Source organism: Orenia marismortui DSM 5156, assembly GCF_000379025.1.
In the GTDB taxonomy this organism is placed as follows: Bacteria; Bacillota; Halanaerobiia; order Halobacteroidales; family Halobacteroidaceae; genus Orenia; species Orenia marismortui.
Genome location: NZ_KB900618.1, coordinates 19,877 through 43,368, shown reverse-complemented (window position 1 = coordinate 43,368; position 23,492 = coordinate 19,877). Strand labels below are relative to the sequence as shown.

The 23,492-nt window shown below is 29.4% G+C and carries 25 protein-coding genes and 2 pseudogenes; 7 read left to right on the top strand and 20 right to left on the bottom strand.

The window, feature by feature from the left end:
* Window positions 1–5: 5 nt before the first annotated feature.
* From OREMA_RS0106205 to OREMA_RS17275, 3 genes and pseudogenes are all read left to right on the top strand, one after another.
* The gene (locus OREMA_RS0106205) at window positions 6–776 is read left to right on the top strand and encodes a transporter substrate-binding domain-containing protein (protein WP_018248408.1); all 771 of its coding nucleotides are present in this window, start codon (window positions 6–8) and stop codon (window positions 774–776) included.
* 13 nt (window positions 777–789) lie between these two features.
* Window positions 790–1,446, top strand: a complete 657-nt coding sequence (locus OREMA_RS0106200) for an amino acid ABC transporter permease (protein ID WP_018248407.1) — start codon at window positions 790–792, stop codon at window positions 1,444–1,446.
* Window positions 1,447–1,463: 17 nt separating this feature from the next.
* Window positions 1,464–2,194, top strand: a pseudogene (locus OREMA_RS17275) (amino acid ABC transporter ATP-binding protein).
* Window positions 2,195–2,233: 39 nt separating this feature from the next.
* On the opposite strand, the gene OREMA_RS0106185 reads toward OREMA_RS17275, so the two are convergent.
* The 5 genes and pseudogenes from OREMA_RS0106185 to OREMA_RS0106165 all read right to left on the bottom strand — a co-directional run bounded on the left by OREMA_RS0106185 (window position 2,234) and on the right by OREMA_RS0106165 (window position 7,713).
* Window positions 2,234–3,022, bottom strand: coding sequence for a GNAT family N-acetyltransferase (locus tag OREMA_RS0106185; protein ID WP_018248404.1), 789 nt, complete (start codon window positions 3,020–3,022; stop codon window positions 2,234–2,236).
* 18 nt (window positions 3,023–3,040) lie between these two features.
* Window positions 3,041–3,598, bottom strand: a complete 558-nt coding sequence (locus tag OREMA_RS0106180; protein WP_018248403.1) for a hypothetical protein — start codon at window positions 3,596–3,598, stop codon at window positions 3,041–3,043.
* A 390-nt stretch (window positions 3,599–3,988) separates the two neighbouring features.
* Window positions 3,989–5,039, bottom strand: a pseudogene (locus OREMA_RS17270) (IS30 family transposase).
* Between the two features lie 226 nt (window positions 5,040–5,265).
* Window positions 5,266–6,444: an HD-GYP domain-containing protein gene (locus tag OREMA_RS0106170; protein ID WP_018248401.1), complete on the bottom strand. Its 1,179-nt coding sequence runs from the start codon at window positions 6,442–6,444 to the stop codon at window positions 5,266–5,268.
* Between the two features lie 300 nt (window positions 6,445–6,744).
* Window positions 6,745–7,713, bottom strand: coding sequence for a hypothetical protein (locus tag OREMA_RS0106165; protein WP_018248400.1), 969 nt, complete (start codon window positions 7,711–7,713; stop codon window positions 6,745–6,747).
* Between the two features lie 331 nt (window positions 7,714–8,044).
* Here OREMA_RS0106165 and OREMA_RS17265 point away from each other — a divergent pair, with 331 nt between their 5' ends.
* Entirely contained in the window at window positions 8,045–8,536 is a 492-nt protein-coding gene (locus tag OREMA_RS17265) for a hypothetical protein (protein WP_018248399.1), read from the top strand.
* Between the two features lie 165 nt (window positions 8,537–8,701).
* Here OREMA_RS17265 and OREMA_RS0106155 read toward each other — a convergent pair whose 3' ends face one another.
* From OREMA_RS0106155 to OREMA_RS18260, 5 genes are all read right to left on the bottom strand, one after another.
* On the bottom strand, window positions 8,702–9,538 hold the full coding sequence (locus tag OREMA_RS0106155) for an MBL fold metallo-hydrolase (RefSeq protein WP_018248398.1): 837 nt from the start codon (window positions 9,536–9,538) through the stop codon (window positions 8,702–8,704).
* A gap of 35 nt (window positions 9,539–9,573) precedes the next feature.
* Window positions 9,574–9,888 (bottom strand): cupin domain-containing protein, encoded by a 315-nt coding sequence (locus OREMA_RS0106150; protein ID WP_018248397.1) that lies wholly within the window; start codon window positions 9,886–9,888, stop codon window positions 9,574–9,576.
* 43 nt (window positions 9,889–9,931) lie between these two features.
* Window positions 9,932–10,195: a hypothetical protein gene (locus OREMA_RS0106145; RefSeq protein WP_018248396.1), complete on the bottom strand. Its 264-nt coding sequence runs from the start codon at window positions 10,193–10,195 to the stop codon at window positions 9,932–9,934.
* Between the two features lie 100 nt (window positions 10,196–10,295).
* Complete coding sequence (locus tag OREMA_RS19320) at window positions 10,296–10,427, bottom strand: hypothetical protein (protein ID WP_276324734.1); 132 nt, start codon at window positions 10,425–10,427, stop codon at window positions 10,296–10,298.
* Between the two features lie 216 nt (window positions 10,428–10,643).
* Complete coding sequence (locus OREMA_RS18260) at window positions 10,644–11,360, bottom strand: glycerophosphodiester phosphodiesterase (protein ID WP_018248394.1); 717 nt, start codon at window positions 11,358–11,360, stop codon at window positions 10,644–10,646.
* Window positions 11,361–11,880: 520 nt separating this feature from the next.
* On the opposite strand from OREMA_RS18260, the gene OREMA_RS17255 reads away from it, so the two are divergent.
* The 3 genes from OREMA_RS17255 (at window position 11,881) to OREMA_RS0106120 (ending at window position 15,047) form a co-directional block, all read left to right on the top strand.
* Window positions 11,881–12,381, top strand: coding sequence for a DUF4358 domain-containing protein (locus OREMA_RS17255; RefSeq protein ID WP_169331530.1), 501 nt, complete (start codon window positions 11,881–11,883; stop codon window positions 12,379–12,381).
* A gap of 1 nt (window position 12,382) precedes the next feature.
* Window positions 12,383–13,756: an MBOAT family O-acyltransferase gene (locus tag OREMA_RS0106125; RefSeq protein ID WP_018248392.1), complete on the top strand. Its 1,374-nt coding sequence runs from the start codon at window positions 12,383–12,385 to the stop codon at window positions 13,754–13,756.
* Window positions 13,757–13,940: 184 nt separating this feature from the next.
* Window positions 13,941–15,047 carry a DHHW family protein gene (locus OREMA_RS0106120; protein WP_018248391.1) on the top strand — a complete coding sequence of 369 codons (1,107 nt, stop codon included), beginning with the start codon at window positions 13,941–13,943 and terminating at the stop codon, window positions 15,045–15,047.
* An 86-nt stretch (window positions 15,048–15,133) separates the two neighbouring features.
* On the opposite strand, the gene OREMA_RS0106115 is transcribed toward OREMA_RS0106120, so the two are convergent.
* The 10 genes from OREMA_RS0106115 to OREMA_RS0106065 form a co-directional block, all read right to left on the bottom strand.
* Window positions 15,134–15,781 carry an alpha/beta fold hydrolase gene (locus OREMA_RS0106115; RefSeq protein ID WP_018248390.1) on the bottom strand — a complete coding sequence of 216 codons (648 nt, stop codon included), beginning with the start codon at window positions 15,779–15,781 and terminating at the stop codon, window positions 15,134–15,136.
* 346 nt (window positions 15,782–16,127) lie between these two features.
* Window positions 16,128–16,892: a M48 family metallopeptidase gene (locus tag OREMA_RS0106105; protein WP_018248389.1), complete on the bottom strand. Its 765-nt coding sequence runs from the start codon at window positions 16,890–16,892 to the stop codon at window positions 16,128–16,130.
* A gap of 40 nt (window positions 16,893–16,932) precedes the next feature.
* Window positions 16,933–17,376, bottom strand: a complete 444-nt coding sequence (locus OREMA_RS0106100; protein ID WP_018248388.1) for a hypothetical protein — start codon at window positions 17,374–17,376, stop codon at window positions 16,933–16,935.
* Window positions 17,377–17,537: 161 nt separating this feature from the next.
* Complete coding sequence (locus OREMA_RS0106095; protein ID WP_018248387.1) at window positions 17,538–17,924, bottom strand: ACT domain-containing protein; 387 nt, start codon at window positions 17,922–17,924, stop codon at window positions 17,538–17,540.
* 55 nt (window positions 17,925–17,979) lie between these two features.
* Complete coding sequence (locus OREMA_RS0106090) at window positions 17,980–18,417, bottom strand: GNAT family N-acetyltransferase (protein WP_244871495.1); 438 nt, start codon at window positions 18,415–18,417, stop codon at window positions 17,980–17,982.
* Window positions 18,418–18,472: 55 nt separating this feature from the next.
* On the bottom strand, window positions 18,473–18,970 hold the full coding sequence (locus OREMA_RS0106085; RefSeq protein WP_018248385.1) for a GNAT family N-acetyltransferase: 498 nt from the start codon (window positions 18,968–18,970) through the stop codon (window positions 18,473–18,475).
* Between the two features lie 171 nt (window positions 18,971–19,141).
* The gene (locus OREMA_RS0106080; RefSeq protein WP_018248384.1) at window positions 19,142–19,903 is read right to left on the bottom strand and encodes an epoxyqueuosine reductase; all 762 of its coding nucleotides are present in this window, start codon (window positions 19,901–19,903) and stop codon (window positions 19,142–19,144) included.
* Between the two features lie 274 nt (window positions 19,904–20,177).
* Entirely contained in the window at window positions 20,178–20,999 is an 822-nt protein-coding gene (locus tag OREMA_RS0106075; protein ID WP_018248383.1) for an EFR1 family ferrodoxin, read from the bottom strand.
* Between the two features lie 137 nt (window positions 21,000–21,136).
* The gene (locus tag OREMA_RS0106070; RefSeq protein ID WP_018248382.1) at window positions 21,137–22,297 is read right to left on the bottom strand and encodes an NADase-type glycan-binding domain-containing protein; all 1,161 of its coding nucleotides are present in this window, start codon (window positions 22,295–22,297) and stop codon (window positions 21,137–21,139) included.
* Between the two features lie 119 nt (window positions 22,298–22,416).
* Complete coding sequence (locus tag OREMA_RS0106065; RefSeq protein ID WP_018248381.1) at window positions 22,417–23,109, bottom strand: aspartate/glutamate racemase family protein; 693 nt, start codon at window positions 23,107–23,109, stop codon at window positions 22,417–22,419.
* Between the last annotated feature and the right edge of the window lie 383 nt (window positions 23,110–23,492).

The window sequence follows — 23,492 nt, the reverse complement described above, 5'->3', positions numbered from 1 at the left end:
TTAAATTGAAAAAACAATCAATTGTAATATTTTCATTAATGATAATAATGAGCTTGATTATCGGTTGTACTAGTAATCAAGCCAATGACAAAAAGACATTACAAGTAGGAGTAGAAGGTACTTATCCACCTTTTAATTTTGAAACTGAAGACGGTAAATTAACAGGATATGATGTAGAGGTTGCTCGGGAAATTGCTAACAGAATAGGATATAAGATTAAATTTATACCTACTAAATGGTCTGGAATGTTTGGTGCTTTAGAAGCTAAAAAATTTGACATAATTGTTAATCAGGTAGCAATCACTCCTGAAAGACAAGAAAAGTATGACTTTAGCGAGCCTTATGTTTACTCAGGAGCACAATTAATTGTGAAATCAAATAATAATAAGATTAGAAGTTTAAAAGATTTAAAAGGTAAAAAAGTAGGAGTAGGATTAGGTAGTAATTATGAGCAAATCATTAAAGAATTTGACCAAAATAACAAAATCGAAGTCAAAACTTATGAAGTCTTATTGGATACCTTAAATGATTTAGATATAGGTAGAATTGATGCAGCTTTAAATGATAAGCTTGCAGCAGGAATTAATATTAAAAAAACTGGATTAGATTTAAAGGTTACTGGTAAGGTAGTAAAGAAGGTCGTTAATGGAATTACCTTAAGAAAAGGAAATAAGCAATTACTAAATAAGATAAATAATGCTTTAGCAGAAATGAAAAGCGATGGAACTCTAAAAGAGATATCACTTAAATGGTTTGGAGTAGATGTCAGCCATTAATGAGGGGATAAATATGATAAATTTTAAAATGATATTAGAAAAATTACCACTTCTACTACCCTTTGGACTAATCACACTAAAAATTGCCCTAATAGCAATGCTTATTGGATTACTATTAGGGTTAGTAACTGCTTTATTTAGACTTTATAAGTTAGCTGTCTTAGATAAAGTTTCAGAATTATATGTCTTTGTTATCAGAGGGACACCACTCTTAGTACAAATTTATATTGTTTATTTTGGTTTACCTAGAATTGGTATAGAGTTTAGTGCCTATAATTCAGCTTATCTGGCATTAGGAGTCAATGTAGGAGCTTATCTATCAGAAGTATTTAGAGGAGCAATAAAATCTATTGATAAAGGTCAATTAGAAGCTGCTTTGTCAGTAGGAATGACCTATTGGCAGGCAATGTATCGGATTATACTTCCCCAAGCTGCTTTAGTAGCCTTACCTGCTACAGGAAATACTTTTATTAATTTAATTAAAAATACTTCTCTAGTTTTTGTAATTAGTATCGAAGAGATAATGGCAAAAACTAAAAAACTAGCTGCTTTACATGGCAGTTATTTAGAGATGTATATTACTGCAGCCATTGTCTATTTAATCTTATTTTTGCTTATCTATAAATTACAAGCTTTTCTAGAAAGAAATTTAGAAAAAGCTTATCAATAAGGTGGGATCTATAAATCATGTTAAAAATTAAAAACTTAACAAAATCTTTTGGAAATTTGAAAGTTCTTAAAGATATAGATCTTTCGGTAGCAGAGGGAGAAGTAATAGTAATTATAGGGCCTAGTGGTTCTGGAAAATCAACCTTTTTGCGATCAATTAATATCTTAGAAGAAGCTGATGATGGCTTCTTAACGCTTGATAATTTAGAAGTAAACTTAAAAAGAAAAAAAAAGATAATATCTATCAACTAAGACAAGATACAGGAATGATATTTCAAAGTTATAACTTATTTCGTAATAAAACTGCATTAGAAAATATTACTGAAGCATTAATAGTAATCCAGAATGTTAACAAAGAAGAAGCTATTAAAATCGGTGAAAAATTACTAACTAAAGTAGGCTTAGCAGATAAAAGAGATACTTATCCAGCTGCATTATCAGGTGGTCAACAACAAAGGGTTGGAATTGCTAGAGCATTAGCCACTAATCCTAAATTATTATTAGTAGATGAGCCTACCTCAGCTTTAGATCCAGAATTAGTAGGTGAAGTCTTAAAAGTACTTAAAGAATTAGCCCAAGAAGGTATGACAATGTTAATTGTAACTCATGAAATGGGATTTGCTCGTGAAGTCGCTGACAAAGTTATTTTTATGGATCAAGGAGAAATCATAGAAATAGCAAAACCTGAAGTAATATTTACTAATCCGAAAAATGAAAGAACAAAGCAATTTTTAACACAAATTTATTAAAAAGTAAGTATTTAAGAGAAGATTATAATCTTCTCTTTTTTAGTCTTCTTGTATTTTTTTCAAACCCTTTCCTCTTAAAAAGGCATGCCCTGTTCTTAGCTTAGTAATGGTTTTAAAATTATACTTTTTATAAACTGCTTCAGCCCTTTTACTAATTGGGAAAACCCATAATTTCTTTACCTTCTGTTCATACATCTTTCTTTGCAGATAATAAATCAATTCTCCAATTAACCCTTGACCTCTAAACTCTTCTAATGTAGCTAGATTTTCTAAGATTGCTTCTTCTTGATAACGGAAAACAGAGGCAATGGAGCAAGGCTTATCCTTATAACTCAATAAAAAGCTACTATGATGTGGATGATTGAATTCTGCCTGAAAAGCCTGTTCTCTAATCTCTCTACCACCAAACTCTTTGATCTTACTTTGCACCTCTAAAGCATCATAAAAATTTTCTTTGCTGACCTCTTCAATTCTAATCAAACCTCTATTTTCAACTTCTATCACCTTAGAATTCCAAAGCTGAATAGGATCTAGGAATTCTTCAAAGCTAAATCCTCTTTTCTCTAAAACTTCTTCTAGATAACTCTGCTTTTCTAGATTATAGATATAGAATCTAGGAATTATTTCTTTACTTTTATAAAACTCTATTACTTCATCTACCACCTTATCTGTATCGGCTGGGACTCTTCTAATATAAGCATGGTTAGCATCATAATAAGTAGGATTATCTGTATTATAAAATAGAATTCCCCATGGTCTTTCAAGCTTTGCTGTAAAAGTTTCTAGATAAGCATTTTTTATCTTTTCTATATAAGTTATTATTTCCATTATACTTCCTCCTATAATCTATCTAGTCTTTTTTCTATCCTTCCACCAGCTCATATCGAGAATTTCTATCCCCTCTCCTTCTGTGATAAGAATCAGAACAAGCAAAAATACTCCTCCAAACATGATCACTGAAGCAAAATTGACTATAGTTAAATAATTAGAATCCTTTTGCTTATTGAGATATAAAGCGATAAAAAAACAAAGATAAATTATAATCAAAAATAATAGATGACTTCCTAAGCTAACACTAATTACTGTCCATAGATATATAGCTGCTAAGCCCCCTATTATACTCAATATTATATTGATTAAACTTATCTGCTTTCTCTTACTAGTAATAATGATAATTCCATAATTGAAAACCATAAATAAGATAAATCCAAAAATATGGCAATCAAGGATATCTGCTTCTATAGATTGAATAATATAATATGAAGCTATTGTCATACCTGCAATTACTGCATTTATTATTGGATATAGATAACTTATATATCTGATCTTCTTAGACAAAATATAACCTGGAATAGTAAGAACCATCCAAACAACTGCTATTATAAAGGTTACTCTTCCAGTCATATACTTCAAATTCAGCTTTAAACTTATCTGTATTAGCAAAAATAAGATAATATAAAAAGCAAAAGTTTTAAATAAAAAATTTTCCTTTCAATTCATTTTCTATTCCTCCTAGCTTCTGAGATTTCATATCTCTGCTTAAATACAATTATCCAACTTTAGAATAAAATCTAAATCTGTCTCTATAGAATGATAAAGCGACAGTTTCGGAGTTAGGCGTTAGGAGCTAGGACATAGAAAGATCTTACTAACTCCTATTACCTATCACCTAGCACCTAAAAGTGTCTCTTTATACTCATAAAGTTTCACTTTAGGGTTGGAGATCTATCTTAAAAAGAAAACTTAAATTGCAATAATAAATTGAACATTTTCAAACTGTAATAATTTGGTTATTTAGTCATAAAGAATTTTTTTTAATTTATCTTCAAATATTTCATCAGGGGTTAGGTAATCTAAGATTTTTCTTGGTAAAGTATTGCACCAGTTTTGGACTCTAGCAATAGATTCAATAGAGAATTGGTTTAGACTATTACCTTTAGGGATAAAGCGTCTTATAAGACCATTATGACGCTCATTAGTTCCTCTTTCCCATGATGAATATGGATGTGCAAAGTATACTTTAGTATCACTAATTTGCTCTAAAAATGACATTTGAGCAAACTCAGAGCCATTATCACAAGTGAAGCTTTTAAATACTTTTGGAAAACAATCTCCTGCTTCATTAACGAGCTTTAAAATAGCATCTTGAACTGCTTGAGCAGTCTTGGCAGGGATTTTACGAATAATTTCTTTACGAGTCATACGTTCTGTCATAGTAAGTAAAAACTGATTCATTTTTAGTCTTTTTGCCTATCATAGTGTCAATTTCCCAGTGACCAAACTCACTACGATTATTAATACTTTCAGGGCGTTGATCTATACTTGTACCAAGCTTCTTTTTATTATTTTTAGTGTGCTTTCTTTTTGAAGAACGCTTAAGCTTCAAAGGTAAATCAATGTTTTTAATTGTCAATAATCCAGCGTTGACGTAGTTATAAAGCGTTTTAGTAGATACCATCTCTGGCTTTGGAAATTTATTATGAAGTTTTGCTGCACCACATATAGCATCAAGAGAATGTCCTTTTTCGTAGAACTGTTCTATAACATAATCAATGAACTCTTCACATTGCAAAAGTTTAAATTTAGGACCACAATTCTTGCGATTAGATTCATAAACTCTTTGACCAGTGTCAGGGTAATAGACCATAATCTTTTTATTAGCTTTAATTTGAGAAACTGTACCACGTTTTAGTTCGTTTCTAATGGTATTAGAAGCTCTACCTAAACGTTTTGCAATAGCATTTGGATTCATTCCTTCGGAATGTAATAATGCAATTTGACCACGTTCATAAGCATTTAGGTGTTTATTTTTTCGGGATTTTGGTGTATCATTTAAGTAAGTCATAGTGTGCACCCTCCTGTAACTGGTTATTTTGTGGTGATTTAATTATATTACAGTTTGGTGCCCTATGGCTATTTTTATTTTGTTCAATTTGATTTTACAATGAAGCCTTAAAAAGAAAATTATATTTAATAAGAAAAAATACAGAAGCCAAAAAACTTCTGTACTCCAATATAAACTATTCTGACTTTAGAGTAGATTATATTTATAATTAATCATAAAAACTGAATCATGACTTAAAAACTTTAGCAATATCACTAACAATCTTTGAATTTAATTTACCTGCTGACACCATGGTATTTAAGATTCCCATGGCTTTTGCATGACTCATTGTACTTCTATAAGGTCTATCTTCTCTAAGTGCCTGATAAATATCAAGGGCCATCATAATTTGTGAAGGAAAGTCTAAATCATCTTTATCAAAAGCATATGGATAACCAGATCCCTCAAGCTTTTCATGGTGATTAGCAGCCCATTCTGTAATCTCATCAAATCCATCTATTCTTTCAAGTACTTTCCTAGTATAAAAAGTATGAGCTTTCATTTTGCCAAACTCTTCTTTAGTTAATTTCCCAGGTTTATCTAGAATAGAATTGGAAATTGCTAACTTTCCTAAGTCATGAAGATTAGCAGCAATTATAAATTTATACTTCTTTTCTGGACTAAAGTTATAAAATTCAGCCATTATCTCCGCTTTTTTACTCAATCCTGCTGAATGTCGTTTAGTAAAATGAGATTTAGAATCTATTATATCAGAAAATAGAGTTGTAACTTCATTAAGCTGTTGATAAGAGTAATCAAGATTAAATTTTGGACTTTCAGCTTCTACTGCACTTAAAATAAACTCATCTTTTAAATTTAGCCAAAAGCTTTCCTGTTGACTAATTTCTATAAATTTCTTGACCATGTCTTCTGAAAACTTTTTACCCTGCTCTTTTTTTATCTCTAGTATTATTTCTTCTCTGCTCTTATCTGAACTATAGATTAATTCACAATAATCTGCTATTGAGATAATTTGAGAAAAAAGAGGAATCTCATCTTTTTCTTTTTGAAAGAAACCACTACCATCATGATTTTCATGGTGATATAAAATAATATTTTTATATTGATCAAAAAAGAAAGGGAAATTTCTTATACTTCTCTCTCCAATAATACAATGTTCTTTTGCCTGTTCTAACTCACCTTTACTAACTTTTTTCTTATTTTCAACTCCACCAATATCATGTAAGATAGCGAAAACAAGTAAGTTGAACTTTTCCTTTTCAGACAAATGAAAACTATCTCCTATTTTCAATGAGATATAACCCACTTTTTTACAATGATTCGTTATATTATCTAGAATGTCTATCTCAATAAAGTCTAAGACAAATGAGCATGAAATCAGAAATTTATTTAAGTCAAATTTCATAGTTTTTATCTCCTTTTGAATATATGAATTTAAATAAGTGCTATCAACGAATTTTTAATTACAACTATGATTTCTTCAATATTAATATATTTTATAATTCACAACTAGTTAATTAATTATCCACAATACTAAATAATTCCTTTAAAAATAGATATTAAATGCTAAATTTCCTGTGTGATTTATTCTATTAATTTGAAAATTTAATAATATTAAAAAGTAATTTTATTTTTTAATAATCTATACATAGTACTAAATAATTCATAAAGTAAAAGACAACCTCAACAGGTTGCCTTGTAAACTTTATTTAAATTTAAATGACTTTGCCATCTTATCTGCTATCTCAGAATTATTATCATATCCCTGAATAGTTCCTTGATAATAGACCCAACCAGCTTTGCCATCTTTATAAATAGCTATATTAGTAACCTTTCTACCATTAACTTCTGCTGTTATCTTATAAGCCGAATAATCATTCTCATTCATATCAAACTTACTATGTTCACTATTTGGATATTCTTGTTCTGCATATAATTGTATTGCTTGATAGAATTGTTCCTTATTTTGGGGCATATCGAAGCCAAGATCAATCAAATCATCTTTAGTATATCTGAAAGCCTGAAATGAAAACTCATTCTTTATCAATTCATCTTCCTGCAATTCTTCACCAGCAGCTGGAAATTCAAGATCTAATTTTTTAGGAAGTATTAAAGCACTTTCATCCAAATCTTTTTCAAGAGCTTCCGTATAAGCCTTTAATTTACCTAAGTCTAACCAAAGAGAATGAAGCATTTCACTAACAATAAGTTTAATTTCTTTATCAGTCAGATTATAATCTTCCCTTAGTCTATTAAGATCCTCTTCAGTAAATATATCCTCAAGATTAGAATTAGCAAACTTTCGATTCAAGTCATAAACCTCATGGTACAGCTCTCCAGCTGAATAGATTATCTCTTCAATTACACTTGTATTTTCATTAAATTTAATATTATATTCCTCTTCAAGTTTATCAAATTGATCCTTTATATCAGCAAATTGCTCACTACTTTCAATTGAATCACTAATTTCGCTAACAACATCTTCAAACTCATAAGGCATCCAACTTGGTGCATATGTAACAGCAAAACTAGAATGCTCATAAGAATTCCAAACTTGGCTATCATCTCCTGCATTATTATCTAAATCATCAGTACTGCTAGAGCAGCCTGCCAAACTAAGTGATAATACTAAAATAACTCCAATAATTAATAGTTTTCTCTTATTACTTATCATCTAACCCCTCCTATTTTTATACAAATATAATATTCCTCTCTAAATAATAATTATCCTTCTTTTTATACTATTTTTTATATTAACATAGAAATCAATCTAATTAATCTAAAAATATTATAAAATGCCAAAATAATTATTATTTTAAGAAATTGATTTACTCCAAACTTGCATATAATTATCACTTTAAAGGAAACGAGTTATTTGTATAGAATATAGAAATAGTTAGATAATTACTCATAACTATTTCAATTTGTAAATTAGTTAGTTATTCATATACTCGAGAAATATGAGAAATTATTTGGCATAAAAATATATAAGGAGTAGATAGATAATGCGATTAAAAGCAGTTTTACTTTTTTTGATAATCTCTTTTATAACCACAAGCACTTTTGCAAAAGAAACTGATCCAACAGAATATGGCCATTTTTATCTACAGACTGATATCATAACACAACACTGGGGAAGTAATGACTTTTATAATAATGATCCAAATTTAGTTAGTCTTGAATATCATTTATCTAATTCTAAATTTTATGGTTTTGCATCCTTTGAAAATTCATTTTATCAGCCTTCTTGGTATATTTATACTGGTAAGACATATCAGCTTTATAAAAAAGGAGATCTGAAGATACGCTGGAAGATTACTGCAGGTATTGCCCATGGTTATGATGATGAAGATGGAAAATATAATGGCTTTATAAATAAGTTAAAGACATTTCCTGCTATAATGCCAACTATTGGATTTGAATATAAGCATTTTGGTATAGATTTAATCCCCCTTTCCATAGAAGGATTTATGTTTACCTCAGGGATTCGTTTTTAATCAAAAAAGATAAATAGACTAAGATCTAATTTTATATTTTTAGATTTTAGTCTATTTTTATTTTGAATTTTTTATCTTTTAAGCTTATTTTTTAACAAGATATATTCATAAGTGACTAGATTATAAGTGACTTAAATGATAAAAGTAAACCCACCTCAAAATATTTTAATTAAATTCTAAGTGAAGTCCAACTCCTACCTCCTTAATTTCCACTATTTTAGCTAATTCAAATTTACTTTTAAGATCAGTACAATGACAAGGATATAATGCAGTTAAGTCTAACTTGGCTAGATAATCTTTAGTCTCTTCCATTTTCTTAGCCTCAGGGTCTAAAAGATGAAAGCCTCCGATAATTTCACTTACTTCATTGACTTTGGTAATTTCTTTAGCATACTCAATTATATTACAAATACCTGAATGAGAACATCCAGTAATAATTACCAAACCATCTGCTGAAATAAATGCTAAAGCTGAATCATCTAAAAGATAATCTTCAACTTCTAAGTTACTTGACTTTCTAACTCCAATAGGATCTTGAGCTTCAAATTTGAACTTACGTGGAATCTCACCTAAAAACACTAACTTCTCTGTTAACCAGATAGGATCTTTACTTAGCTTCAAAGTAAATATATCTTCAAGAAACTCCTGGGATAAATTCATTCCTATAGGAGTTCCAGCTATACTTTTTGCTTCAAATATAAGTGGATGGCCTATTAACTTAGGAATTTTGTTAATTTGACCTTCGATTTCAGCCTCCATATATCTCCGACTAAGAGGCTCTAAACCCCAGCTATGGTCAAGGTGACCATGAGATAGTACTATGTAATTAATATCTAATAAATCTAAGTTCATTTTACTTGCATTCTGAATAAAAGCGTCAGAATATCCTGTATCAAATAATAATTTAATTCCTTCGCTTTCAATAAAAAAAGAAATACCTGGTTCACCAATAAAATATCTATCCGTTAAAGTATTATTATCAATCAGAACAGTTAATTTCATCTTTTAAACCCCTTCCATATATTATTTATAATTTATTAAGCTTGAATTGTTATTCCAATCATCTTTAATAATTCATCAGACTCATTCCAAACAGAATGTACTTCACTTCCTGGTACTAAAACTGATTGATCCTCTTCTACCTTTAACTTTTCTTCTCCAATCTCTATAGTAGCACAACCTTTAACCACAATAAAAAAATGATCATGTTCATGGGTATGACTAGGCTTAGGCCCTCCACCATGAGGTTCAATATAGGCAACTGAAGAATCTGACATACTACCTTCAAGCTTTTCTGATAACTTCTTAGCTTTAAATTTAAAGTGTTTTGCTGGTACTATAAAATCATCCATTTCTATCACCCTTCTAATCTAATATAGAATTCAAATAGTCACCTTATTTAGAATCTTCTTTAGTACTCACAAATTCTAATATTTCAATTATTAACTTATAAGCATCTAAAATCAAAGCAGCTATAAATATCAATAATAAGATAATGAATAGTTCTCTTACTCCATCAAATTTGGGACTAATAAATTTAAATATATTATTAAGACAATAAAAAATACCAACTATAAATAATGATATATAGCCAATTTTTATCTTATTTTTGACCTTAACTATAATTTGTTCTTTTAAGCTTTGATTATCTTCCTCCATCTGATCATCTCCTCCTTATATCTAGTGTAAACTTATTATAAACTAAAATAATTTTCAATATCTACCTTCTATAAGTCAGCCTATCTTAGAGATTAACACACTAAAAACCGATTATCTCTTTTGCTTTCTTAATAAAAGCTAAATCCCTCTGATGTATAAATTGACCTAAATTATTCTCAGGGTTATCATTCTCAACAATCTCTAAAGCTTCATTAATAGGAAAGCATTTCAACTCAAAGCCCATAGATAACTACTGTTGAGTAAAGGAGCTTTCTCTAAGCTTCCCTCTGACTTTTGAATAAAAACAATAAGAAAGCTGAATCTGTCCAGTAGTATATTTATCAAATCCATCTCTATATTCTATAATAACACCTATATCAGCTATAATATCTATCTTTGCACCTACTTCTATACCATCATCAAGTATTTAAGATAAAATTATTTTCACTTAATCACTAAATAAGAACTTATGATAAACAGAGTCTATATTTATAGCATCTATGTCCATTTGCTTTAATTGATGTATATACTCTTTAGCTAATTTAAGATGATCAGCACCTGGGAAATTTCTATCAAAATATGTTTTCTTAACAGTAGTTAAACAGATCAAGTTCTTATCATGCATCTCCTTTATTCTTTCTTGAGTCCATATTTCAGGCATTGCTAAAGCAAATATTCTATCTGCTAAACCCTCTTTTTGCTCAAAATTTCTAATCTGATTATATGCAACCCCTACTTTGACTTTTGCTAGATAAAAATCTATTAAATCTTCTCTAGGCGGATATATCAAAACTTGATTAAGCATCTTATACTTTTTTAGTAACTGGTATATATTCTCTAAAAAATCTCTAGAATAACTTTTATCCTTGATCTCAATCAACAAGCCTACCTCATCCTTACAAAGTTTCAAACAGCCTTCTAATGTTAAAATATCTCTACCAGTGATAGCTTTGATTTCTTTTACAGAGAGATCGCTAACTTTTTTATTTATAGCAAAAACTCTATTTAGACTATCATCATGATTCAAAATTATTCTTTGATCTTTTGTTTCTCTAATATCTATTTCTACCATATCATATCCCAGTTCAATTGCTTTTGATATCGCAAAATAAGAATTTTCAACATATTTAGCATTAACATATCCTCGATGAGCTATTTTAATCATCAGAACCCCTCACAATCAATTAGATTTGACTTGCTAATACCTTTAGAGGATTGAATTCTATTAATCATAAAATTTATTTTTTAACACAACTTTTCATAAATAAGTAATTTTCTTCCTATTATATCACCAGAACTACTATCTGTAAAATTATTAACAATTTTTAATTGAAAATTTATTTTCAGATGAACAATATTTTGCACAAGATGAAGAAGTAGATCATTTGAACACTATCACAAATATTATATTTAAAATGGCAAATTTATTTTCAATTGCTAAGAAAGCATTTGGTTATTAAATTTATAGAATTAATAATTAAATAATATATAAATTTTCCTCTTATTTAAACACCATAAATACATATTTTCAACAATAAATCAAATAATATATATATCGCTAATTGAAACAATATAAACTATCTTTATTTAATCTTATTAAATGAAAAAATAACATTTATAAGAAGGAGATATTATAAAAAATGAAAAAAATCAAATTGATAATTAGCTTAATAATGGTTTTAATAATGACATTCATAATTGTAGCATGTACTTCAGAAAAGAAAGTAGTTTTAGGAGAAGATTTCTTAAAAAAGGCACATACATCTGTTAAAGAAGCATATGGGGAAAATTATCTCCCACGAATGCCTATTAATGAAGATGTTTTAGCAAAGGTTTATGGTATTCCAATGAATTTAGTAAAAGAAGATATTGCCGAAGGGCCTATGATGAGTGCACATGTTGACACCTTTATTGGGTTAAAAGTAAAGGAAGATAAAGATGCTGTAAATCAAGTAGCCAACGCTTTAAGATCATACCATTCAGAATTAGTCAACAACAGCTTGCAATATCCTGCTAATATGGCCAAGGTGAAAGCAGCAAAGGTTTTAGTCATTGAAAATTATGTATTCTTTTTAATGCTTGGTAAAATTAACGACAAGGAAGGACTAACTGAAGAAGAAAGACTTGAATTTGCTCAAGAACAGGTTCAAATTGGTGTGAAAGCCATAGAGGACTTAGTGAAATAAAATGGTATTTAGTAGCTTGTTATTTTTATTTCGATTTTTACCCTTTGCACTAGCTATCTATTATATAACACCCTATTTTATGAAAAATGGGGTGTTACTTATCATCAGTTTGATTTTTTATGCCTGGGGTGAACCAAGATATATCTTAATTATGCTTATTTCTATCCTAGTGGACTACACGGCTTCTAATGCTATTGATTATTTTCAAAAACTCTGGGTGAAACGCTTATTTTTAGGCTTCTCTCTTTTCACTAATATAGGTCTTCTGATGACTTTTAAATATATTGATTTTTTCATTGCTAATTTAAATAGTGTACTAAATACAGAATTTACCCCTCTAAGACTAACACTTCCTTTGGGCATTAGTTTTTATACTTTCCAGACAATGTCATATACCTTAGATGTGTATAAAGGAAAAGTAAAAGCTGAAAAGAATATTATTAATTTTGGAGCATATGTATGTTTGTTTCCACAGCTTATAGCAGGACCAATTGTAAAATATGTAGATATACAGAAAGAACTGAAAGATCGCAAGATAAAATTAGAGCAAATTAGCGAAGGAATTCGCTATTTTATCATGGGACTTGCCAGTAAAGTAATTATTGCTAATGCTATCGGTATGCTTTGGAAAGATATAGAAGCAATAGGAGTTACTCATGTATCTATGGCTATGGCTTGGCTGGGGATTATCGGGTATACCTTTCAAATTTACTTTGATTTCAGTGGTTATTCCCTTATGGCCATAGGTCTTGGCAAGATGCTTGGTTTTCAATTTCCTAAAAACTTCGACTTCCCTTATTTGTCTACAAGTATTACCGAGTTTTGGCGAAGATGGCATATAACCCTTGGTGATTGGTTTAGAGAATATCTGTATATTCCCCTTGGTGGGAATCGCAAAGGGGTTAAAAGACAACGATTAAATTTGTTCATTGTTTGGTCTTTAACTGGATTTTGGCATGGTGCCAGTTGGAATTTTATTTTATGGGGGCTTTATTTTGCCTTCTTTCTAATAATAGAAAAAGAATTTTTATTAGAATGGCTTTACAATCATAAAATTTTCTCCCATATATATGCTATGATAGTTATAATCTTTGGCTGGGTAATTTTCGCTACACCAAACATTACTCAGCTATGGCTATACATACATAAGATGTTCTCCTTTGACAGAGGTCAAGATTATTTATACGCCCTTAGTAATTATGGGATAACCTTTCTATTAGCTATCTTATTTTCAACTTATTGGATCAAAAAAGTATATGAACGATATGCACAACGATTCATCTTAGTTGGAATTGCCTTAATGATAATATTTTTAATTTCAGTAAGTTATTTGGTAGATTCGACCTTTAATCCATTCTTATATTTTAGGTTTTAGAGATTATTGGAATTATAATCTTCCAACTTAAGAATTAAATTTAAATATGCCTTCATAGATAGATATTGCGACAATTCAGTAACTAGTGACAAGTGACGAGTAACCAGTAAACAACTTAACTTGTCACCTGTTACTAGTCACTCGTTACTGTCACTTTAATACTGCTTTAGGAGGTGAGTGGAATTTGAAACACTTTACTATTTTGATATTTGCCATGGTTGTAGGAATTATAACTATAGTTAATTTATTGCTTCCCCCCCGGTCATTTTCAGAATTTGAAAATCGTTATTTGTCTCAAAAACCTGACTTTCACTGGAATGATTTGATTAGTGGAAGATATACAGAAAAATACGAAAGTTATGTAGCAGATCAATTTATCTTTAGAAATCAATGGATGGGGTTAAAAGCTTTTTTTGAAGAAGCACTACTTAAAAAAGAAAATAATAATATTATTTTTGGAAAAAAGGGATATTTATTTAATAAATATTTGACATTAGCAGATAATTTTTTTACTAATGTTGAAACATTAAATAGCTTTCTTCAAATTTATAAAGATCAGAACATTTATGTTGCAATTGCCCCAAACAGCTATACTATTTTAGAAGATCTAGTACCTATAGGTCTATATAATGTCAATCAGGCTAAATGGCTTCAATGGCTAAAAGAGGAGCTAAATTTGTCCGACAGAAGATTCATAGATCTATACCAAGCACTTAAAAAACATACTAACAAATATATTTATTACCGCTTGGATCACCACTGGACAAGCACAGGAGCATACTACGCTTATGAAGCTTACTCCAAAGAAGTAGGATTTTTAGCGGTGCCATTGGAAAAATTCACTCCTAAAGTCATTGAAGACTTTTATGGTACTTTCTACTCTGCTGCAAAAAAGAAGAAGGGAAAGGCCGATTTCATTTGGTATGATCCACACTTAGATGCTAACTTTTATGTAGATGGTGTATTAAAATCATCTATCTATGATTTAAGCTTTGCAGATGGACGTGATAAGTATGCTATGTTTCTTCATAACAATCCTAGTAGAGCTTCCATTAAGAGTCATTTAAATTCTAAAACAGATAGAAAAAAACTTTTAGTCTTCAAAGATTCTTATGCAAATAGCATGATTCCTTTCTTGACAAATCACTATGCACAGATAGAAATAATAGATCTTCGCTATTATAATGGGAGTATAGCAGCTTTAATGAATGAAAGTTGGGACCATATCCTCTTCTTATTTAATTTTATTTCATTTTCTAAAGATCCATATTTAGTTAAATTAAAATATTAGCACTTCCATAAATCATTACTTTTATCTTTATTCCAAAACTAAAAAATTTTAAATTTGAGTAAATTAATCAACCTTTCTAAACCTTATTATCTTTTAAATTTCCCCTTCCTTAGAAAGGAATCTACTAACTCTGCTGTTTTAAATTTATAGTGGATTTCTTTATGACCATAAGGGATAACAATAAAATCTTTCAATCCATTATACTTTACAGAATCAACTTGAACTCTACCATCATTTTCATTTTTCAGTAACTTTCCTAAAAATAAATTATTCTTATTACCAGCAATAGCTCCTACTTCAATAGTAGCTATATCTTCTAAAAACAGTTTTTGAACATTACTAGATCTTAATGAGTCCAAGGTTTTAAAAATATTGATGAATATATTAGCAAATTTAGCAGCTATATTAGCTAATTGACTTCCTTGATTTGGAGTAGCTATTAAAACACATCTATGAACTCTACCCTGATACTCTGTATTAGATAAAAAGCATCTTATGATTAATCCACCTGTACTATGACCAACAAAACTAATTTTTTCATTCTGATCTAAATTAGATATGATTTTTTCTATTTTCTGTTTGAAGATAGAATTACAAGCCTCAATCTTTTTAAAGGTTAAAGGTAGATCAACCAATATCACATCATAATCTAAATCTTCCAAATTTTCTTTTAAAACTAACATATCATTCTGGTTTTTCTTATATCCATGTACTAAGATTACTTTGCTGTTCATTATCAACCTCCTAGAAATAATTAAACTTAACTTCATCAAATTTTATACCATATCCAGGGGGGTATCTTTCACATCTATATCTCAATTTCATAAGTCTAATAGATTCAAATAAAACTTCCATTGCTTAATAATATCAGGATATACTTCAGTATAAAAATTTTCTTGTGCCATGCTTAGTCACTTCCTTCTTATCTAAAATTTATGCCTTAACATAAGTGTATTTCATCTCTTTGTTAAGGCATAATTTAAACTCTTCTTTTTTATTTTGATAATAAATAAAAGTCATACGCTAGTTAGTTTTAATAGTTTTTCTGCTGCTAAAAATAATCTAATAAGAAACTATACTTTAAATACCTAAGCTATTTGAGCTTTCATCTGAGAATAAAAATTTATTATCATATATTCTAGTTAATCTTTTGCTTAGATGTGGATGGGTTGATAAAATTTCTGATAAGCAAAGCCAAAATCCTCTTTCTTCCTCAGCTTGATTGATTACTTCTTCTATATTAACTCTCTTGTACATCTTCTTTCCTGCTGCTAAAACTAGGAGTCCAGAAATTGCTCCTTCTGGTCTTAATTGAAAAGCTATTTGATCACAAGTATACTCACAAGCTCTAAAATAAGCCTTAGCTAAAAAAGGTATAATCATCGCTGGATATAATAAATATCTCCAGCGCAAATGCTTTCTTTTTAGATGGGCTAATTCATGGCCTACAACAAAAGCAACTGCTTCTTCACCTTCCTCATAGGCTAACTCTAATACATCAGAATAGATAATAACAAAGTTTCTACCAAAAAATCTTGTTGCAAATGCATTTAGTAATCCTCCAGATTGTAAAATATAGATTGAAGGTACTCTTTTTAATTCTAATTTCTCAGATAATTCTTGGGCAGTTTGATAAATTTCTGGAAACTGTTTATTTGATACCTTTATCCCATTTCCTTTAATATAACCAATGTATACTCCATGAGAAATAAGAGCTGCTATAGCAAAAATTAAGATATAGAAGCCACCAATAATTGAAAAAATCAGTCCTAAATAGATAAACAAGCTAAAAATTAACATCAAAACAAAATATAATTTCTCCTTTGAATTAATCTCAAGTTTCATAATTAAATCCCCCCTTATTTATTTACACAGCTATAATAGTTTAATTATTAAATAATTTTTCTATCGAATCATCAAATTTAAAACTATTTAATAGCCATTTATCTTCAGCTTTATAAAAGATAAAGATCCACCTTATTATATGGTTCTCATATTTTACTACATAAGTATATTTGCATAATATCTCAGCGACTATTTCTTTTTCTATAAATTTATAGCCTAGAACATCACCAAATCTACCCTTAACTAAATCTAATTGCTTGATAGTTTGCAGTTCAACATTTTGAATCTCTGTAGCTGAAAAAATCCACTGTCCTTCTAATAGGTCAAAGGCTTTTTGAACCTCATCTTTAGCTAAATATTCCATAATAGAATCACAATAACTTCTCACCCCTTGCTCTTTATCAAATCCGATATTCTTTGCAAAAGTAACAGTTGTACAGCTTAATATTATAAGTAATACAATCAAAGTAACTTTAAATTTCATTTGAATCCCCTCCACTTTATCTAATATATAAGTTTATAAAAAATTTAAAATCTCATTTTTAACCATGAGCTCTGAAGACAAAGTCTAAATAAGTACTATTGAACTAAATTTACAGCTATCTAACCTTATAACTATCCTCCTATTATTAGCTTAAAAATACTTTATTCAATTTTAAAATCATTACTCAAAATATTTATCGCCTCATTAAAATCTTCTTGCTTTACTAAAATATAATCAGTATCATAACTTGATATAGCAAAAATACTAATTTCATTTTTAGCAAGAGGTTCAGCAATAGAAGACAAAATTCCTGTCAAACTAAAATCTAATTGTCCTTTAACTTTTAAGGTTTTCCAGCCCAGTTCCGCTTTTATCCCATCTGGAACAAAGCTCTCAGGACAAACTATTGAAAGCTCCTCAGCTGTAAGAGTTATTGAAATAAAACTAGAATTTTGCTGTGACCAAGCAGGAATCTCTTCTGTAGCTGCTAACTGGCAAATAGCGAAAACTTCCTCTAAAGCAACTAATGTTAATTCTGTATTATTCATCTCTATTCATCCCCATTCTCTTTGATCTCCTTACTCTAATAAATAAGAAATATTTCTATAATTCAAGAACCATCTCATCTGACACTTTAAATCCCAACTTTTTATAGATACCTTCCCCAGCTTTAGAGGCTAAAAGCCTGATCACCTCTACATTTTTTTCTTTCAACCATTGAATCACCTGATTGGTTAATCTTGTTGCATATCCATTTCCACGATATTTAACAACTGTATAAACATCTCCTATAAAACCGTAATAAGGTGGATTAAAAAAAGAAAAAGGGATATCTTCTTTAATAAAACCTCCTGCGCAAGCAACTATTTCTCCTTGATCTTGAAAACAAAAATGTCTCATTTTATCTTGCTTATATAACTCTTGATAAGACTCCAAAATATCATCATAAGCATTACTAGGTAAATGATCATCTACTCCTGCCTCTTTAAACATCTTTAATTTCATCTTAACAATTACTTTTAACTCATCCTCTTTTGCCATTCTAATCACAATCTACCCTCCGATTCCATATTGAATCTTAAGTTTTATCAATAAATTAAATTAATTTACTCATATAATATTCATCTATATATTTACCATTAATAAATAAAGCATCTTTTCTTAAACCTTCTATTTCAAAGCCCATTTTTTTATAAAGATTGATAGCTCTATTATTATGGGACATTACAGTTAACTCAAACCTATGGAATTCCTCCTCTTGACCCCATTGTTCTAAGTGATGAAAAAGCCTGCTTCCAATTCCTTGACCTGTATAACCTTCTAAGACAGCTACTACTATGTAAATAGTATTGAAATTTCTCTTAAACTCTCCTCCATATGCACCTAAATAAGCAATTAAACTCCCCTCATCTTCTACAAGAAAAATATTTTTATTTCTTGCAGCCTGAGTATTAATAATCTTTCTCTTTTGCTCTGCTACTGTCAGCTTCCTTTCTCCAGGTTCTAAAAGTAGAAATTCTGTTTCTCTATCTAATTTTTTGCATAATTCAAGGAAATCTTCTGCATCCTTCTTTTGAATCTCTCTTATAATCATTTCTTCTCCTCTCTTAAATTTAAATAAACTTAACTCTTATACTGTATTGTAGCAGATAAGTATATGATCTTCTATAACTACTATCAATGTAAAAAAATGAGATTAAAGACCCTTATTTTTGATCTATTATTCTTATTTATTGGAGCCATTATAATTGAATCTATACCTTCCTTATCTTACTGGATCACTAAAGGAACACGGCAAATTAACACAACATTTGCCACAGACATCAGTTAAGCCAAGATCAGCATGTAATTTATCATTAGCTAACAATATTTCATAACATTTATGCCTATCAAAAGAATCAACTTTTAAGGCATCATTGACACATCTTTGTACACATTTTTTACAGACTCCACTACTGTAATAAAGACAATATTCTTTATCATCTCTTTTACTAGGCTCTATTTTTAAGTTGCTTACTATACTTCCAACTCTACCACAACACCCTTTAGTTGTAATTAACATATTATTTAAGCCAAATTTACCCACCCCCGCAAGATAAGCTACATGTCGATGTGACCAATCACTGATTAAACTCTCTTGATCAAAATTATGAGTAGCAGGTATAATAGTAGACTTATAATTAAGACTATCAAGCTTCTGCTTAATACACTTATTCAGATTAGATATTAAATCATTACTTTCTATATAAGCTTTAGCCCAAGCTTTAGAACTATATCTTCCTTCTATATTTGAATTTACAACTGCTTGATCAAAAGGAATAAAATAAGCAATAACACTTTGGGCATCTGTTAAAAAATCTTGAGGCAGAGCATGAGTTGGGCCAATAATCTCCTTTAACTTAATAAATCCTTGATCATTGGCATCAGCAAACTTGATTATAGGTTCTCTCCATTCAGTTTCCACCTCTTTATGTGCTGGATAGTCTTTTACATATTCCTTAATTAATTTTTTAAGCTTTTGCTTCAATTTAAAACCCTCCAAAATTTATATACTATTTTATTTACTAGTAATGAAGATATGGTCTAAATAATTTATATTAATATAGATGTTCAACCTTAGAATGAAATCTAAATATATCGTTATAGATAGATAAAGCGACAGTTTCGGAGTTAGGCGTTAGGATCTAGGACATAGAAAGATCTTACTAACCTCCTATGACCTATCACCTAGCACCTAAAAGTGTCTCTTTATATCCATTAAGTGTCACTTTAAACTTGGACATCTATAATACTAAGTTAATCTAAAGATAAATTTTTACTTCTTTTCTTTCTGCACCCTTTTTTCTTAAAATAAATTTAACTAATAATTCTTTTTTAAACTTAATATTTCTAGCTTCTTGAGGACATTTCTTTGCACAAGCAAAACAACGCAAACATATTTCATTGTTTATTTTCAGCTCTTCTTGATCAATAGCCCCTACTGGACATACCTTAATACATATACCACAGTTATTACATTTTTCCTTAGCAACTTTAGGTCTTTTAGCAAAGATTTTAGCACTATTTTTGGGTAAAAATTTAGCCATTAATGGCAATTCACCTTGAATATTTAACTTAGAAATTTCTTCAATATTATCAATCTTTAGCAACTTCTCAGTTATTCTTATAGCAAATTGTTCTGCTTGCTTTAAGTCATCTTCATCAGGTCGTCCTGTTGCAATTTTTAATTGGGAATTAGAAAATGAATGTTCTCCAATAAACGATCCTGCCGCAACTACATTGAAGCCATTTTTTTCGACTAAATTTTTTAGTTCTTGAAGTGCTATACCCTCACCAATATTTCCATAAACAGCTATTAAAATTACTCCTTGCCCTTCTCCTCTAAGATTATTTAATGGCTCTTTAACTAAATCTGGAATTCTTTCTTCATAAACTGGAACCCCAATAATTAAAAGTTGATTATTTGAATTAAGATTCAAGCTGAAATTTTTACGAGTATCTACTTTAGTCAAATCTATTCTCTCTGTATCTTCAATTCTTAGTCCCTTGGCTATAGCTTCAACTATCTCTTGGGTTGTATTAGTTGGAGAAAAGTATACTTTACTTAACTTATCTATCTGCATTTAATCCCTCCCTCTATAAAGCAACTACTTATATAATTTCTAAAAGAAAAATATAAGCTAAGATATTTTATCATTCTGTAGTAATAAGAAATAAGCAGCTCTTTATAATCAGCCTATCTTCTCTCTTTACTCTAAAATTAATCTGTTACTAGAACTCTTTTCAATTCTTCTCTTACTTCTTGACTCATAGCTTTTTTCTTTAAATATTTTTTAATAACTTGTTCAGTATAATCATCCTTCTCCCTAATTAAAATTTCGCTAGGCATTAACTCACAAGAAAACTCATGCCAAATACCGGTTTCAATTAATTTATCTAAGAATTTAGGCACAATTCTTGTATCGCCCAAATCTAAAATATTATAATATGTAGTATAATAGCCAACCCCACTATCTTTCATCAAAGGTAATGCGACCAAATTATCATCTAATAACATTCTTATTGTATATACATAGATATCTTCTAGGTCAGATTCAGAAGCTAATAATCCTTTATCACTTTTATCATAGACTACTTTTAAAACTGGTGAAATTAAATTAGGATTTTTCTTAATAGCCCGCAGAAGATTATGAAGCCTCAAATCATTTCCTGCACCATCTAAGGAAGGATAATCACTTGCAAAGACTTCTCTGATTATTTGTGGCCCAATACCTTCTTTGAACTTATTGTCTAAAGCATTTAGATATAACTTAGTACTCTGATTTGATCTAAAAGTTTCTCCAAAATTAGCTCTATTAAACAGCTTAATAATTTCTTCCCTTCTCTCTATATTTACTTTTTCACTTTCTATATTAGTTAAAAATTCGATTCCTGAAAGAGCAGTATCATCAAACTTAGCTTTGTAAATATCTTTGATTATTAATTTAATTGACCTTACATTCTCCGCTTTAAAATTTATAATCTGTTCTTTATTTATATCATCTAATAGGATAGTTTTTCGCTGCGATCTATTTATAATCAATTCTAGAGCCTTTATTCTATTATTTGACTCAAATAATTCATTAGACTTGGCATAACCATTTAAAATCTTCATTCCTTCAATATCAATTGCTCTTAAAAAGTAGAAAGTAAGATATTCACCAATCCCATCACCTTCTACCCCTTCAATCCAAGCTGTCTTTGGATCTTCATCAATTAAGTTTATTGGGTGATAAGCCAACTTAGCTTGCTGCTTACTAATCAAATAAGAAGAAGATTCAATATCTTTGACTAGGGTCATTGTTGGATATAAGGCTTTAGCAAAAGCTAGACCATTTATTATAATAATCAATATGCTAAGAATCAAAAAGACTTTTTTCATAATTTTCCTCCAAAAATTGAGATTTTTAAATAATACCATAGTCGAGATTTATAATAATTACTAAAGTTTCAAATTCTACAATTAGTTTAATTATTACTACTTAAGCTTAGATATTACTTTTATTCCAAGGCTAAATTAACAGCTTTTTTGGCATGCAGCATTGTAGTATTGAATATAGGTAGTTCACTATCTTCATCTTCAATTAATAAGGGAATCTCTGTACAACCTAAAATTACTCCTTCTGCACCATTAGCCTTGAGATTTTTGATTATCTTTTTAAATTTAACTTTAGACTCCTCCTTTATAATTCCAGATATTAATTCTTTAAAAATTACATTGTGAACAATGTCCCTCTCTCTAGTATCGGGTATAATTACATCGATTCCATGTTTCTCCTTTAACCTTCCTGTATAAAAATCTTGCTCCATAGTAAACTTAGTACCCAAAAGACCAACTTTAGTTATCTGCTTAGCTTTGATATCTTCAGCAGTAGCATCTGCTATATGTAGTAACGGAACTTTGATATTCTTTTGAACATCTTCAGCTATTTTATGCATTGTATTTGTACAGATTAATATTAATTCAGCCCCTGACCTTACTAATTTTTTTGCAATATTAATCATTTTGCTAGCTATTACTTCCCATTCTCCATTATGCTGTAATTTTTCAAATTCAGCAAAATCAACTGAATACATAATACTTTTAGATGAATGAGGTGATCCCAACCGATCTTTAATCAACTCATTAGTAATACGATAATACTCAAGTGAAGATTCCCAACTCATACCACCAATTAATCCTATTCTTTTCATTAATACCCCTCCATTTTTACTAGATTTACGAATTATTTTCATTATAATAAAATCTTATACTTAAATTACTACACAGTCCAATACCTCGCAAATAAATTCTTACAACTATTTACTAGGCTCTGTCCATATTGAATAGTAGGTGTCTAATAGGCGGTTTTTAACATTGTTAACTTTAATATCCGCTTATCTAATTATCCCCATTATATCTCTATTTATATGATCTCCCATCTTTTCTCAACACCAAGAATATATAGTATTGAGTATTTTATTTAATACCTCTGCTGGAAGATTACTTTTAATAGCACTTTCTTTAGCCATCTTCAATAAAGTTGGACCAAAACATACAACCACAACCTATGAAATGGACGAATAAAATTTAAAAT

What these genes read in the sequence shown, in the direction of transcription:
- OREMA_RS0106200 (WP_018248407.1), top strand. Translation starts at nt 790, where the DNA reads ATGATAAATTTTAAAATGATATTAGAAAAATTACCACTTCTACTACCC.
- OREMA_RS0106185 (WP_018248404.1), bottom strand. Translation starts at nt 3,022, where the DNA reads ATGGAAATAATAACTTATATAGAAAAGATAAAAAATGCTTATCTAGAA.
- OREMA_RS0106180 (WP_018248403.1), bottom strand. Translation starts at nt 3,598, where the DNA reads ATGACTGGAAGAGTAACCTTTATAATAGCAGTTGTTTGGATGGTTCTT.
- OREMA_RS0106170 (WP_018248401.1), bottom strand. Translation starts at nt 6,444, where the DNA reads ATGAAATTTGACTTAAATAAATTTCTGATTTCATGCTCATTTGTCTTA.
- OREMA_RS0106165 (WP_018248400.1), bottom strand. Translation starts at nt 7,713, where the DNA reads ATGATAAGTAATAAGAGAAAACTATTAATTATTGGAGTTATTTTAGTA.
- OREMA_RS17265 (WP_018248399.1), top strand. Translation starts at nt 8,045, where the DNA reads ATGCGATTAAAAGCAGTTTTACTTTTTTTGATAATCTCTTTTATAACC.
- OREMA_RS0106155 (WP_018248398.1), bottom strand. Translation starts at nt 9,538, where the DNA reads ATGAAATTAACTGTTCTGATTGATAATAATACTTTAACGGATAGATAT.
- OREMA_RS0106150 (WP_018248397.1), bottom strand. Translation starts at nt 9,888, where the DNA reads ATGGATGATTTTATAGTACCAGCAAAACACTTTAAATTTAAAGCTAAG.
- OREMA_RS0106145 (WP_018248396.1), bottom strand. Translation starts at nt 10,195, where the DNA reads ATGGAGGAAGATAATCAAAGCTTAAAAGAACAAATTATAGTTAAGGTC.
- OREMA_RS18260 (WP_018248394.1), bottom strand. Translation starts at nt 11,360, where the DNA reads ATGATTAAAATAGCTCATCGAGGATATGTTAATGCTAAATATGTTGAA.
- OREMA_RS17255 (WP_169331530.1), top strand. Translation starts at nt 11,881, where the DNA reads ATGACATTCATAATTGTAGCATGTACTTCAGAAAAGAAAGTAGTTTTA.
- OREMA_RS0106125 (WP_018248392.1), top strand. Translation starts at nt 12,383, where the DNA reads ATGGTATTTAGTAGCTTGTTATTTTTATTTCGATTTTTACCCTTTGCA.
- OREMA_RS0106115 (WP_018248390.1), bottom strand. Translation starts at nt 15,781, where the DNA reads ATGAACAGCAAAGTAATCTTAGTACATGGATATAAGAAAAACCAGAAT.
- OREMA_RS0106105 (WP_018248389.1), bottom strand. Translation starts at nt 16,892, where the DNA reads ATGAAACTTGAGATTAATTCAAAGGAGAAATTATATTTTGTTTTGATG.
- OREMA_RS0106100 (WP_018248388.1), bottom strand. Translation starts at nt 17,376, where the DNA reads ATGAAATTTAAAGTTACTTTGATTGTATTACTTATAATATTAAGCTGT.
- OREMA_RS0106095 (WP_018248387.1), bottom strand. Translation starts at nt 17,924, where the DNA reads ATGAATAATACAGAATTAACATTAGTTGCTTTAGAGGAAGTTTTCGCT.
- OREMA_RS0106090 (WP_244871495.1), bottom strand. Translation starts at nt 18,417, where the DNA reads ATGGCAAAAGAGGATGAGTTAAAAGTAATTGTTAAGATGAAATTAAAG.
- OREMA_RS0106085 (WP_018248385.1), bottom strand. Translation starts at nt 18,970, where the DNA reads ATGATTATAAGAGAGATTCAAAAGAAGGATGCAGAAGATTTCCTTGAA.
- OREMA_RS0106075 (WP_018248383.1), bottom strand. Translation starts at nt 20,999, where the DNA reads ATGCAGATAGATAAGTTAAGTAAAGTATACTTTTCTCCAACTAATACA.
- OREMA_RS0106070 (WP_018248382.1), bottom strand. Translation starts at nt 22,297, where the DNA reads ATGAAAAAAGTCTTTTTGATTCTTAGCATATTGATTATTATAATAAAT.
- OREMA_RS0106065 (WP_018248381.1), bottom strand. Translation starts at nt 23,109, where the DNA reads ATGAAAAGAATAGGATTAATTGGTGGTATGAGTTGGGAATCTTCACTT.